Below are 12,931 nucleotides of genomic sequence, written 5' to 3' on the forward strand. Positions count from 1 at the left end.
ATGGACTATGTCCATCGCCTGTTTACTTTCTTTTTTTGATATATCATATCGTCAACCTTCTCGATACATCGTTAAAAAGTGTTCTAATTGTCTTGGTTGTAACGGGCGATGGAAGAGATATCCTTGCAACGTATGACATCCCAGTCGCTCGAGCAATGCCGCCTCTTCTTCTAGTTCAATCCCTTCAGCTACGATTGTCATATCTAATCGCTTCCCTAACTGAATGATCGTCTCGATCATCGCTCGTTTCTTCTCTGAATGAATGGCTTCTTGAACGATTTCTTTTGGAATCTTCAATTGATCGAACGGTAACTCCACTAATGATTGCATTGATGAAAAGCCTGTTCCGAAGTCATCGAGCGCAATCCGGATCCCGTATAAATGGAGGGCATTTAATGTCTCGATGATTTGCTCTGTGCCTTCAATGAAGATATGTTCTGTCATCTCGATTTCAAGTAATGACGGAGGGAAGCCAGACTGTTTTAAGATTGCCAATACGCGATCCATAAAATCAGATTGACGTAATTCCCACGGTGAGACATTCACGGAAATCGTTAACGGCTCCTTCCCCTCTTCCAACCATGCTTTTCCTTGGAAACAAGCTTGACGCATGACCCAAACGCCTAATGTCTCAATGAAACGTGTCCGCTCCGCAAGTGGAATGAACTCATTTGGCGGAACGAGACCATATTCCGGATGATTCCAACGAATTAATGCTTCGACTCCTGTAATTTGACGCGTTTTTGCATTGACCTGAGGTTGAAATAAAATAAAAAAGTCTCGATCCAGCTCTGCATCGTACAAGTCGCGTGTTAATTGAAGCGCCCGTTTTCGTTCATTTTGTGTCGCTAAATCTGTAATGGCATACGTATTTTTCCGATTGGATTTAGCTGTGAACAAGGCAATCTCCGCATCATTAATGACATGGTCCGTCGTTTCGTCATTTACATAGGAAACACCGATACTTGCAGTGACGTTAATCTGTTTAAAGTCAATTTGAACGCGCTCTGATACACTCGATAAAATATCGTCACAAAGTGTTCGTGCATCATAATGGTTTGGAGCATGCAGTAAAAAAGCACTTCCACTCGCTTTCGCAATCGTACAATCCGGAAAGCGATTCATTAACCGACGACCAATGATGTGCAAAGTGCGGTCACCTGTCCGGTAACCAAAAGCATCATTGACGGTTTTAAAATCATCCAGATCAACAAGACAAATCATGTCGCCTTCTCGTTTTTTCTTGTCCACTTCTATGACAAAAGAAGAACGGTTCGACAAACCTGTCACAGTATCCGTAAATGCTTGTTCTTGTAAACGTGCTAAGTAGTCAATATTACGTTCAAGACGGGTGACGTATTGATTGTGGATCAATAAACTGATGATCGTCGCAATTAAGATAAGTCCAATTCGTGCGATATGATCAGATGCAAACATCGTAACGTTTTCTAATGAAGGGGTTTGATACCAAATATAGAGCAGGGAGATCGTCGTGATGCTCGTTGCGTATAACAACATCGTTCGGTTAATAACAACAAGGGACGCTAAAATGAAAAGTAGCGCGCATGCCCAAACCGTCTGGACTCCCCGATCGATGAATGGATAATAAATATAAGGAATCAATAAAAAAATACTCGACATCATATGAGGTTTTAAACGATCTGACAACGAACTTTTACCGATGAAATACTGCACGATTCCAGCACTTGCAATGACGAGTGCACGTGTCCAATCCTCCCCGTTCAGACCAGAACGACTAAATACGTTGGCAACGATATATAAAACGGCACCACAACTCGTCAATACAAAAATGATCATCCCGAACAATTGATAATTTGCTCGAATCTCTCGATGATATTGAAGACTATTGGAAGAACGTCGCTGTGTATTCACCGCCATCCCCTCTTTCTAGTTCCTGTCGTTTATTTTCCTTATCAGAACCAAAATAAAACCTGAATTTTCTAAAAATAATAAAATATTGGGAAGTCATGATTTTGAGTAGAATGGGAATAGAGAGGTATAGAAAGGAGTAATGATTATGTCACATTTACTATTCATCGAAGCGAACGATAGCACACATCAAAAAAAAGGCATTAGCTCTGAATTGAACGATGCCTTTTTGAACGCGTATCGTGAAACACATCCGGATGATACAGTTACGGTTTTAAATTTATTTGAAGAACGTCTTCCCTTCTTCGATTTGAAACTGGCGAGCGCGGCAGGTCGCCTCTTTAAAGGCGAGGAATTAACTGGAGAGGATGCGACACATGCACAGCGACTTCAGGAGTATTTAAACGGTTTCTTAGATGCCGATAAGGTCGTCTTCTCATTTCCGATGTGGAACTTGACGGTTCCGGCACCGCTGCACAATTATATGGATTACCTTGCTCAAGCTGGTCAAACATTTCGTTATACGGCCGAAGGTTCGATTGGACTTGTTGAAGACAAACAAGTGCTGTTGATTCATTCACGCGGTGGTGATTACTCGACGAAAGAGAAAGCACCGAGTGAACACGCTGTTCGCTACATGCTAGATCTATTGGCATTTTTCGGTATTGAGGATGTATCGACTGTCATTCTCGAGGGACATCAGCAATATCCGGAACGTGCCTCTGAATTAATCGAACAAGCGCTTCAAGAGTGCCGACAATTCGGTCGTAAGTTTTAAGTGGGGAAGAGAACGTACTCTGCATGTTCTTCCAGAAGCAGCTTTTCATGAAGTGGCATATCAAATGCTCGAAAGACGGAATAGGCCATCGTAAAATCGCGTTGGATAGCTGAAAGATCGCCATTCAGTTGTTGAGTGAAATATCCTCGCTGATAATAAAAGTGACCTAAGAAATGACCATCTTCTATTTGAAGACTCTCTTGAATACCTTGTTCGGTGATTTTTAGACCGGCAAGGTATTTTTTTTGCCTAGAAAGTTGTTGTCCATAGTTATATAAAATCTTGATGCGAACCTTTTTCAATTCGATGGATGGATAATTCGATTGAATCAATACCTGGAAGATACCCTCCGCTAAATCGAAGTCACCGTGTTCAACATACAAATTCGCTATCGCCATCTGAATTCTTATATACAGAATAGCTGATTCAAACCAAAGGTGTTCTTTATTAACTAATCGTTCGAGCAATTGAATGGCTTTTAAGTAGTGAAGTTGACTACTTTTTTCCTGAACGATGACTTGATAATATGCTGCCAAATCACGAACTTCCTCAAAATCTACCGTTGAAAGAACATGTTCGATCATCTTTAAGGCATCAACGTATTGGTTAGTCCGCAATAGTTCTGCTAATTGCTCGTCATACGTTTGAAAAACATCACTTCGTAAATGATCTTGAAACAACATCGACAATGGTACCTTTAATCGTTTTGCGACTTGTTGTAGCAAATCGATGGTGGGTGAATTCTTACCATTTTCGATTTTACTGATTTCAGCTTGGCTACAAATGCCTTCACACAATTCTGCTTGTGTAATCTTTTTTTCTTTTCGAATTCGCTTGATTTCATAACCAATCGAGACGGGTAAGTGATCCATTATATCGTCCTTTCTTTCACTTCCGTCCTCACATTTGAAAGTGGAGAAATTGTTTTTTTCCTTTTAAGACTAACGCGGCATGATTATCATTGCCAAAGGCAGTAAATAGGGAATAGGCAAGAGTAAACGCATCATGAATATCACACTTTGGATAATTCAATTCTTCATAGAAACATCCTCTTTGATAAAAGAAATGTCCTAACATCGCTGTATCTTTTCGTTCGATGGATAAACAAATTCCTTGTTCAGTAACCTGTAGCCCTGTTTTAAAGTCATTTTGAAAATACAACTGTTGCGCATGATTATATATAATTTTACACTGTAATTTTTTGAGTGCGTATGTCGAATACTCATACGTTAATAAATCTTCGTAGATTTTTCGTGCATATGGATATTGACCGTTCAAATAATAATAATTCGCGACCGACATTCGAATACGTAAATAAAGAACAGGATACTCTATTTCCATTTGGTGTTCATCCGATAAGCGAAGCAATTGGGAGATACATGTCCGGTAATCGATATCTTTTTTACCTTCGCGAGCGACCCATTCAAAATATTGAATCAATAATTGAACGGAAGGAGGAAGACTAGTCGGTAAACGTTTCATAAATTCTAGCATCTCATCATAACGACGTTGCCTAGAAAAGTCCGACAGTTGTACGTCATAGTCCTGAAATAGCTTTACTTCATTTGAATCGATAAAGATTTGATCCATTGAAATATATAATTTTTGAGACAAACGTTGAACAAGATCGATCGTTGGCATTATTTTTCCATTTTCAATCTTACTTAATTCCGCTTGACTACATACACCCTTTGCTAATTCTTTTTGTGTTAAATTTTTCTCGATTCGTAGTTGTTTTATCTGTTTACCAAATGACTCGATACGCAATCTTCCTCCTCCTTTCTTATATTTTTTGTAGTCATCTTAGTCCAGTACAGATTGTAAATAAGAACCTTTTGTCTTTAGAACGATAGTAGCGTATTGTTTCATCTGAAAAGCAGAGAATAATTCATACGCCATCGTATAATCATGTTTCATCTGCATGACGTCCGTATCCATCCGTTCATAAAACTCACCACGTTGATAATACAAGTGCGCTAAATAGGAAATCTGTTTCAATTGTCGACTGAGATGTATGCCTTCCTCGATGATACGAAGACCCTTTTGAGGCTGATCCATTTTATATAATAATTTTGCATAGTTATAAAGAATCTTTAGTCGTTCACTCTTTAGACCGCTGATTTCTGTAGTAATGCGTAATACTTCATCATATATTTTTTCTGCTTGTTGGTACTGTCCGCATTCCGCATATAAAATGGATAATGCCATCTTGATTCGAAAGTAAAGCACCGGATCTTTCACCCATAAATCCTCTTGGTCCATCCATCGCGTAAATAAAACGGAGGTCGTTCGATAATCAACTTGTTTTTTTCGATATGCAATCACAATTTCATAGTAGGTCATTAATCGTTTTATTTCATCAGAAGATTCACTTACTGAGATTTTTTTCATTTCATGAAAACATTCATCGAAAGCATTTTCGCGTAGTAAGGTACTAAGTTTTTGATCAAAAATATTCACCTGCTCCAATTGATGTTCAGAATTACTCTTTAATAATTCTGATATAGGAACACGAAGTACTGTTGCAAGTTGTTGTAATAATTCCACAGTCGGCATCGTCTTCCCGTTCTCAATCTTACTAATTTCAGCTTGACTACAAATCCCTGCACTCAGTTCCTTTTGCGATAACCCATTCAATTTTCGAAAAAATTTGAGTTTCTTACCAATTGGATGTTCGTCCTTCATCTAATCACCTCATTGAAATAAACGAATTGCACTTTTCATGAAAAAACCTCCTTGTTTACCAAGAAGGTCACGTATCCTTTTTATTAATTCTCAAAAGTGAACAACATATACGACTCCTTCATGCGAAGAATCATCTTCTTTCGAACGTCGTGCTCAAACGCATGAAACAGTGCATAGGCGACTGAATATTGTTTTTGGAGTGACTTCTCATCCTCACCTAAGTATTCATCATAGTGAGCGAGTTGATAATAAAAATGACCGAATAGAAATGTATGATTATGTTTCAAACATAACTCATATCCTTTTTTGGCAATGACGATACTTTCCTCAGACTTCCCTTGGTACTCAAGAATCTGACAATGATTGAAGTAAATTTTCAATAGTGCATTTAGATAGGTATTGGACTGAAGAACTTCGATTTCATTTTCTAATTCCTGATACACGGATTCCGTTAAATGAAATAAGTCCTGCTCTGAATACATATTCGCAATTGCCATTTTGATTCGAATGTACAATTGAATGGACTGAGACCAGACTTCTTTTTCAATCAACAAGTTGCTAAGTAGGCTTGCTGCTGTCCGAAAATCGATTCGATTTTGCTTTAGGTCAATGATCGTCTTGATATAGCTTTTTAAAATGTAGACTTCGACGATGCTATCCTTTTCTTGCTGGTGAATTCGCTCTAACGCCTCTTTATATTTCTCTTCTCGAAGCAAATCGGATAAGAATCGATCTAGTTGAAAGAACTTTTCCTCATCGGTATGTTCTCGAAACAACAAAGAGATGGGAACTTGCAACCTTACAGCAAGTTGTTGTAATAAATCAACAGTCGGAGAATTTAAGCCGTTTTCAATTTTACTAATTTCAGCTTGACTACATAAATCAGCACATAGTTCTTTTTGAGAATACCCCTTTTGAATACGAAATCGTTTTAAGTTTTCTCCAATTGGATTAGCTTTAACCATTCTATCAAATCCTCCAAATATCTTAAAACGTCTCACTGTGTTTTGAATCATGCTTCGTATTTAAAGGTAGACTCAAAAGAAAACAATAAATGTTCTTTCTTTAGGTCAACGACTAATTGTTTCGTCGTTTGAAATTCAAATGCGTGTAACAATGTATAAGCTATCGTATATGTCTTTTGAAATAAAGCGTTACCGGCAGCTTCTTGATAATTTCCTAATTGAAAATAAAAATGCCCTAACAGAAAAGTCTGTTGAGAATCTAAGCATAAATTAATTCCTTTTTGAATAAACACGTTCGCTTCTTCAAATAAATCTTGATATAAAAGAATTTGAGCATGATTAAAATAGATTTTTATCAAAGAAGTGATATATTGGGAACTTTTGAGTTGCTCTAATAGCGTTTCAATATCGGAATAAGTACCCGTAGTTAAATGATATAACTCATGTTCAGCATATATATTTGCAATTGCCGTCTTAATCCGAATGAATAACGAAATGGATTCGTTCCAAACATCATACTCGTTTAAAAGGTTACTTAATAAGGAAGTGGCTGTTCTAAAATCAAATCGATTTTGTTTCATCTCTACGATGATCTTAAAGTAAGCACTTAATATGATTAAATTCATATTCTCTTTGTAATCATACTTTGAAATGAATTGTATGACTTGATCAAAATTCTCTTCTCGAAGTTGATCTGAAATAAATTTATCAAAAAAATCTATTTCTTCATTAGCTTGAGGATTCTCGAATAAAAGTGCAATCGGACTATTTAAACGAGCGGCAATTTTTTGCAATAATTCTACGGTTGGTGAATTTAAGCCGTTCTCGATTTTACTAATCTCAGCTTGACTACAAATACCCTCACATAGTGCTTGTTGAGTCAATTGCTTTTCGATGCGCAATTGTTTTATTTTTGCACCGATTGATGAAGTTAAATCATCCATCTTTATCTTTCCTCACTCACTTTCATCTACAGGAAATAGCAATAGATCTGATAAATGTGTTTCAAGAATTTTTCGGTATGCGTGATTATTCGTCGCAGTGAAAAATGAGTAAGCAATTGTATACGCTTCTTTAATACTTTTCTCGGAAGCGTTTAACGCTTCTAAAAAGAAGCCCTTTTGATAATAAAAGTGACCAATGTATGTTAAATCTTCTAGCTCTTTGGTTTCTTTTATCGCGTGTTCAACTTCTTTTAACCCTTCCTCGAATCGCTTTAACCGATATAAGTTACGTAAGTAATTATATATGATTTTCATTTTAATTTTTTTATACTCGCGTGTACGGTAAGGTAGTTTTAATAGCGCCTCATAAATTTGATGAGAATGCGTGTAATCATCATGATTCGTATATAAAACAGCAATTGCCATCTGAATTCTGGTATAGAGAAGAAATGACTTTTCAACTAAACTTTCTTCAATGACTAATTTTAATAACGCAGAAATACATGTTCTAAAATCGATGTTTCCTTTTTCATGTAATAACAGCTTTTGATGATATCGAATTAACACTTGAATTTCAAATTCAGTATTTGCTTTTGCATATTCTTCTAAATCCTTCTCCATAGCTGAGTAAGTTTTCTCTCTCATATGGCGCAACATTCTTTGGTCTATTTCATTTAACTTTTGTGAGACGATCTCATCTTCAAAAAACAATGAAATCGGGATGCGTAGTCTTCGACAAATCTGCTGTAACAAATCAATCGTTGGAGAATTTCGACCATTTTCGATTTTACTGATTTCAGCCTGACTACAAATTCCTTCACAAAGTGCTTTTTGTGTCATTCCTTGTTTTTTTCGTTCTTGTTTGATTTTATCACCAACAGAATGAATGACTGGATGCATAGAGGTCACTCCTCAAATCAAAAATATCGAACTCATGAAAAAAGTCTTCCGTTTCAAGTATATATCACTTGAGACGGAAGACGTATCTATGCTTCCGGCGAGAATCGAACTCGCACTGCAGCATTACCATTGCTGAGGTCTGCCATTAACCTACGGAAGCTTGCAAAACCTGATTCTAGTATAACTTATAAAAAAAGACAAAACAAGAAGTCGATGCTTTTCAGATCAACTTCTTGTCACTAATTTACAATGTAGTTTTCGTTAGCGAGTTATCATAGACGACTAAAACTGAATAATGTTCATCCGCTTTAGACGCAACGAATGTTGAAAATTTTAATGTAATGATGGCGTTCGATCCGACCCCATTATTTTCAAAAAATTCATTTAGTCTCTCCTCTAATTCCTCAGGCGATCGCCCAACGACTACTTTAGAATGCAACATGATCATCACTCCGTTTCGTTATGGTAGGTTCGAGTTTAGTAATTACCTGATCGTATAAATGTTAAACCTCTATTTTTTTCGACTTGCCCCACACTCTCTCTATCCGCTATGGTGAAATGGAGTCATTCAACTATTGAAGAACAGGAGTGAAGTCTGATGGAACAAATCAATTTTGATGAAACGATCGAGAAACGAAATACAGGATCCGTTAAGTGGGACGGGCTCCCTTCGCTATATGGATCAGATGAGCTGATTCCGATGTGGGTCGCCGACATGGACGTACGTCCACCACACCATTTGACAGAACGATTGACTAGACGTGTTGCTACAGGTCATTTCGGTTACTCGATGTTTGAAGACGAAGCAAAACGAGCGATTCAACACTGGTTTCAAAAGCGATATGATGTCACAATCACTACTGATTCCATTCTCTACTCGAGCGGTGTCGTTCCAGGACTTGCGCATACCGTCCTCGCATTGACGGAACCGAGTGATGAAATCATCATTCAGACACCGGTCTATCCTCCATTTCATCAAATCATTCAGTCTAATCAACGACAACTCATTGAAAATCCGCTTCTTTTAGACGGTGAGACGTATCAGACAGACTTTCCACTTCTCGAACGGCAAATGCGAACAGCACGTATGATGATTCTCTGTAGTCCGCATAATCCAAGCGGTAAAGTCTATCCGAGAGAAGAATTACAACAAATCGTCGAACTCGCGAAGCAACATGATGTTTATCTTGTATCCGATGAGATTCATGCGGACCTTGTCTATACAGGTTCCGTTCACACCCCTATTCTCGGTTTGGATTATGAAAAACTCATTTTAGTGAGTGCGCCATCCAAAACGTTCAATATTCCGGGTCTATATGCGTCTTATTTGATCGTACCTGACATCTCGATTCGTCAACAGATCGAGCGTATCCAGCAACGTCATTTCGTTCACCCGAATGCATTAGCTTCGACTGCGATTACAACAGCATATGGTGATGTTGCGAGTGAGCAATGGCTGTCACAATTACTTATGTATTTAGAAGGCAATCGTGACCATGCCATCCGTCGGATTCGCCAAGAGATGCCAAAATTAGACGTTGTCATTCCAGAAGCAACTTTCCTGTTGTGGATCGACTTCAAAGCACTCGAACTAGACAGTAAAACACGATCAGATTGGCTCGTCAAGGAGGCAAAAATCGCTCTAACGCATGGTTCTTCGTTCGGATCTGGTGGCGAAACGTTTGAACGTTTAAACATCGGTTGTCCTCGTGCACAATTAGATCAGGCACTAGACCGTTTAAGCGCCGCATACCAACGGTTTTGGACGAATTAATGTGACATAAATGATCCTAATTTATTAGGGTCATTTATGTTTTATTTTATTATTCTGAATATTTGGATTAGTAGAACTTCAACAGGGACTAAAACCGTCCCAACCCCTTAAGGCACTAGGCGTGGCGGCACTTTTCATGAAAATGAAGTGACTTGCAAAGTCGTTTTATCCCCTGTAAGGTGGGGAACATATCATTTGGCGAACAAGTCAATACATGCTTGATCGCTGAAAAAACTATTGCATTTGGAGGATTTAACTTTATGACGCAAGAATGGATTTCGATCATCCTGTATCTTGTTCTCATGTTGGCAATCGGTTATTTTGCCTACAAGCGAACGACGAATACAGAAGATTACATGTTAGGCGGACGCGATCTCGGTCCAGGTGTCACAGCACTCTCTGCTGGTGCATCGGATATGAGTGGATGGATGCTCATGGGACTTCCCGGCGCCATGTATGCAACAGGTGTATCAGCCCTTTGGCTCGCACTCGGTTTATTGATTGGATGTTACGTAAACTACATCGTACTCGCACCACGTTTCCGTCTCTATACAGAAATGGCAAACGACTCAATTACGATCCCTGATTTCTTAGAGAATCGTTTTGAAGACAAATCACGCGTGCTTCGTACTGTATCAGCACTCGTTATCATCATTTTCTTCACGTTCTACACATCAGCCGGAATCGTATCTGGCGGAAAATTGTTCGTCAGCTCATTTGGATTTGATTACCACTATGGTATGCTCTTGACGATTGCGGTCGTAATCGCCTACACACTTTTCGGCGGTTTTCTCGCAGTTAGTTGGACCGATTTCGTCCAGGGCTGTATCATGTTCATCGCACTCGTTCTTGTACCGGTCGTCGCATTGACAGACGTCGGTGGAATCGATGGTGCGTATAATTACGCTGAAAAATTAGACCCTTCGTTATTTGACCCATTCAAAGGGACAACCATTTTAGGAATCATCGGTTTCCTTGCTTGGGGACTTGGTTACTTCGGTCAACCCCATATCATCGTCCGCTTTATGGCGATTCGTTCTGTTAAAGATTTAAAAAGTGCCCGTCGTATCGGGATCGGCTGGATGTTCGTCTCAATCATCGGTGCCATGATGACAGGACTTGTCGGAATTGCTTATTTTGAAGGACAAGGAAATGGACTCGGTGACCCGGAAACAGTATTCATCCGTTTCTCGGATGTACTATTCCACCCGTATATCACAGGATTCCTAATGGCTGCGATTCTTGCAGCAATCATGTCGACGATTTCATCACAATTGCTCGTTACTTCGAGTGCGTTGACAGAAGACTTTTATAAAACGTTCTTGAAAAAAGACGCATCGGATAAAGAACTCGTCCTGACAGGTCGAATCGCCGTTCTTGTCGTTGCCGTCATCGCAAGTATTCTCGCGTGGAACCCATCAGCGACGATTCTTGCACTTGTCGGTTATGCATGGGCTGGATTCGGTTCTGCCTTTGGTCCGATCATCTTGCTTTCTCTCTACTGGAAACGGATGACGAAACAAGGCGCACTAGCTGGTATTATCTCAGGTGCCTTGACTGTCATCATCTGGGTTCAACTTGGACTTAGTACGACGCTTTATGAAATGGTACCTGGATTCTTCACAAGCTTGATCTTTACGGTCGTTGTCAGCTTGATGACGAAACAACCGGTCAATGCCGTTCAGGAAACGTTTGAAGAGATGGAAGACGAATTAAAAGACGCAGTTCAATAATCAGCGAATAGCAAGTAAGACCTCTGCCGAAACATCGGCAGAGGTCTTTTTTTGACTTACAGTTCAATCACGCCATAATGCAACTTCGACGTCTTCCGCTTTGTTCGTTCGAACCCAAACCGTTCAAACAAGGGACTCTCATAATGTGCTTTTAACACGATGCGCTGACGTGCCACACGCTTCGCCTCCACCATCGCTTCCTCGGATAAGGCTTCATAATTCGCAAGCGTTCGTAAAGCGTCGAGATGCGTCGATTCTTCGACAGTCTGTTCGAACATAGGATCAAAGTAGATGACATCAAAGGAATTATCCGGACATTCTTTTAAATAGGCGAGATGGTGTTTGACTCTCACTTCAATTCGTCGCATCGCTTGATTGATCGGTTCGTAGGACTCTTCCCACCGTTTTAATCCGTTCTTGACGACAAATGCTGTCTCAACCCGGCTTTCTAACCCGATGATCCGCCCCCGCTCTCCGATGGCATGACTCATGACGATGGCATCTGCTCCAAGACCAAGTGTGCAGTCAAGCACACGCATCCCTTCCGATAAGCGTCCGATCGCAATGAGAGGATCGCCTCCTCCTGCATCAATTTGTTTGATGCGAAACACAGCACTCGAAGGATGGAAAAAGAACGATGTCGCCTCGCCTAGTGGATATAAATCAAGCCGTTGTTTATCGACGACAAGCACCGGTAATCCTGTCTCCTGTTGCAAGTGTTCTATGCTTTTTTTCTGACGCACGACGTAGATAAAATGTATCGTTTCATCCGCTAACAACTGTTTCACACGATGATGCACGTCGTCAGTCGGACGAAGACATGTCGTCAGTCCAATGGTTGGTTTCATAACGTGTTCCTCCATAAAAAAATAAGCTAGCAGGAGCTAGCTCATTTCTTTTTCTTCAATAATCCTTCGATATCTTCAATCAATGCTTTTTTCGAAATCAGGTCTTCTTGCTTTTCCTGCTCGACTTTTGCATCGACCGTCGTCCGCTTCATGAGTGCCTGAAGCGTCTCATCGATGCTTGACTTCAAATGATCTCGGTCTTCTTTATTAAGGGAAAGATCATGTTGAACTTCATCCCCTTGTTCATCTAATTGGCGTAAGCGTTCCGTCAATTGTTTCGCTTCACGATTCAAGTCCGAATACAATCGTTCGATTTGCTCTAGACGCAATTTGATTCCGTCACGTTCTGTGAACACGTTTTCCAGCCCCTTCCAGTATGCAGTTGTCTACATCATTACTTTACCATATTCCGAG

General features: G+C 39.6%; 12 protein-coding genes and 1 tRNA gene. 3 read left to right on the forward strand and 10 right to left on the reverse strand.

Annotation, left to right across the window (positions count from 1 at the left end):
- Positions 1–51: 51 nt before the first annotated feature.
- Positions 52–1,893, reverse strand: a complete 1,842-nt coding sequence (locus K7G97_RS09825) for a putative bifunctional diguanylate cyclase/phosphodiesterase (RefSeq protein WP_396133832.1) — start codon at positions 1,891–1,893, stop codon at positions 52–54.
- Between the two features lie 145 nt (positions 1,894–2,038).
- Between K7G97_RS09825 and K7G97_RS09830 the strand changes: the two genes are divergently transcribed.
- Positions 2,039–2,668, forward strand: a complete 630-nt coding sequence (locus K7G97_RS09830; RefSeq protein ID WP_223040484.1) for an FMN-dependent NADH-azoreductase — start codon at positions 2,039–2,041, stop codon at positions 2,666–2,668.
- Here K7G97_RS09830 and K7G97_RS09835 read toward each other — a convergent pair.
- The 7 genes from K7G97_RS09835 to K7G97_RS09865 all read right to left on the reverse strand — a co-directional run bounded on the left by K7G97_RS09835 (position 2,665) and on the right by K7G97_RS09865 (position 8,322).
- Positions 2,665–3,540 carry a helix-turn-helix domain-containing protein gene (locus K7G97_RS09835; RefSeq protein ID WP_223040485.1) on the reverse strand — a complete coding sequence of 292 codons (876 nt, stop codon included), beginning with the start codon at positions 3,538–3,540 and terminating at the stop codon, positions 2,665–2,667. The two genes, K7G97_RS09830 and K7G97_RS09835, sit on opposite strands and share 4 nt — an antisense overlap.
- Positions 3,541–3,568: 28 nt before the next feature.
- A complete protein-coding gene (locus K7G97_RS09840) occupies positions 3,569–4,435 on the reverse strand; it encodes a helix-turn-helix domain-containing protein (protein WP_223040486.1) in 867 nt (288 codons plus the stop codon).
- A 36-nt stretch (positions 4,436–4,471) separates the two neighbouring features.
- The gene (locus K7G97_RS09845) at positions 4,472–5,353 is read right to left on the reverse strand and encodes a helix-turn-helix domain-containing protein (RefSeq protein ID WP_223040487.1); all 882 of its coding nucleotides are present in this window, start codon (positions 5,351–5,353) and stop codon (positions 4,472–4,474) included.
- 83 nt (positions 5,354–5,436) lie between these two features.
- Positions 5,437–6,318 (reverse strand): helix-turn-helix domain-containing protein, encoded by an 882-nt coding sequence (locus K7G97_RS09850; RefSeq protein WP_223040488.1) that lies wholly within the window; start codon positions 6,316–6,318, stop codon positions 5,437–5,439.
- Between the two features lie 47 nt (positions 6,319–6,365).
- Positions 6,366–7,262, reverse strand: a complete 897-nt coding sequence (locus K7G97_RS09855; protein ID WP_223040489.1) for a helix-turn-helix domain-containing protein — start codon at positions 7,260–7,262, stop codon at positions 6,366–6,368.
- Between the two features lie 12 nt (positions 7,263–7,274).
- On the reverse strand, positions 7,275–8,162 hold the full coding sequence (locus K7G97_RS09860; RefSeq protein ID WP_064299698.1) for a helix-turn-helix domain-containing protein: 888 nt from the start codon (positions 8,160–8,162) through the stop codon (positions 7,275–7,277).
- An 89-nt stretch (positions 8,163–8,251) separates the two neighbouring features.
- Positions 8,252–8,322 (reverse strand) — tRNA-Thr (locus tag K7G97_RS09865).
- Between the two features lie 438 nt (positions 8,323–8,760).
- On the opposite strand from K7G97_RS09865, the gene K7G97_RS09870 reads away from it, so the two are divergent.
- Both K7G97_RS09870 and putP read left to right on the forward strand, forming a co-directional pair.
- On the forward strand, positions 8,761–9,936 hold the full coding sequence (locus K7G97_RS09870) for a MalY/PatB family protein (protein WP_223040490.1): 1,176 nt from the start codon (positions 8,761–8,763) through the stop codon (positions 9,934–9,936).
- Between the two features lie 260 nt (positions 9,937–10,196).
- A complete protein-coding gene (putP, locus tag K7G97_RS09875) occupies positions 10,197–11,669 on the forward strand; it encodes a sodium/proline symporter PutP (protein WP_223040491.1) in 1,473 nt (490 codons plus the stop codon).
- A 56-nt stretch (positions 11,670–11,725) separates the two neighbouring features.
- Here the strand turns inward: putP and K7G97_RS09880 are convergent, their stop codons facing one another.
- Positions 11,726–12,517 carry a class I SAM-dependent methyltransferase gene (locus K7G97_RS09880; RefSeq protein WP_262415733.1) on the reverse strand — a complete coding sequence of 264 codons (792 nt, stop codon included), beginning with the start codon at positions 12,515–12,517 and terminating at the stop codon, positions 11,726–11,728.
- 41 nt (positions 12,518–12,558) lie between these two features.
- Positions 12,559–12,873, reverse strand: coding sequence for a hypothetical protein (locus K7G97_RS09885; RefSeq protein ID WP_023468579.1), 315 nt, complete (start codon positions 12,871–12,873; stop codon positions 12,559–12,561).
- Positions 12,874–12,931 lie beyond the last annotated feature (58 nt).

This window comes from Exiguobacterium acetylicum, from assembly GCF_019890935.1.
Lineage (GTDB): Bacteria > Bacillota > Bacilli > Exiguobacteriales > Exiguobacteriaceae > Exiguobacterium_A > Exiguobacterium_A abrahamii.

What these genes read in the sequence shown, in the direction of transcription:
- K7G97_RS09830 (WP_223040484.1), top strand. Translation starts at nt 2,039, where the DNA reads ATGTCACATTTACTATTCATCGAAGCGAACGATAGCACACATCAAAAA.
- K7G97_RS09870 (WP_223040490.1), top strand. Translation starts at nt 8,761, where the DNA reads ATGGAACAAATCAATTTTGATGAAACGATCGAGAAACGAAATACAGGA.
- K7G97_RS09860 (WP_064299698.1), bottom strand. Translation starts at nt 8,162, where the DNA reads ATGCATCCAGTCATTCATTCTGTTGGTGATAAAATCAAACAAGAACGA.
- K7G97_RS09850 (WP_223040488.1), bottom strand. Translation starts at nt 6,318, where the DNA reads ATGGTTAAAGCTAATCCAATTGGAGAAAACTTAAAACGATTTCGTATT.
- K7G97_RS09845 (WP_223040487.1), bottom strand. Translation starts at nt 5,353, where the DNA reads ATGAAGGACGAACATCCAATTGGTAAGAAACTCAAATTTTTTCGAAAA.
- K7G97_RS09855 (WP_223040489.1), bottom strand. Translation starts at nt 7,262, where the DNA reads ATGGATGATTTAACTTCATCAATCGGTGCAAAAATAAAACAATTGCGC.
- K7G97_RS09880 (WP_262415733.1), bottom strand. Translation starts at nt 12,517, where the DNA reads ATGAAACCAACCATTGGACTGACGACATGTCTTCGTCCGACTGACGAC.
- putP (WP_223040491.1), top strand. Translation starts at nt 10,197, where the DNA reads ATGACGCAAGAATGGATTTCGATCATCCTGTATCTTGTTCTCATGTTG.
- K7G97_RS09835 (WP_223040485.1), bottom strand. Translation starts at nt 3,540, where the DNA reads ATGGATCACTTACCCGTCTCGATTGGTTATGAAATCAAGCGAATTCGA.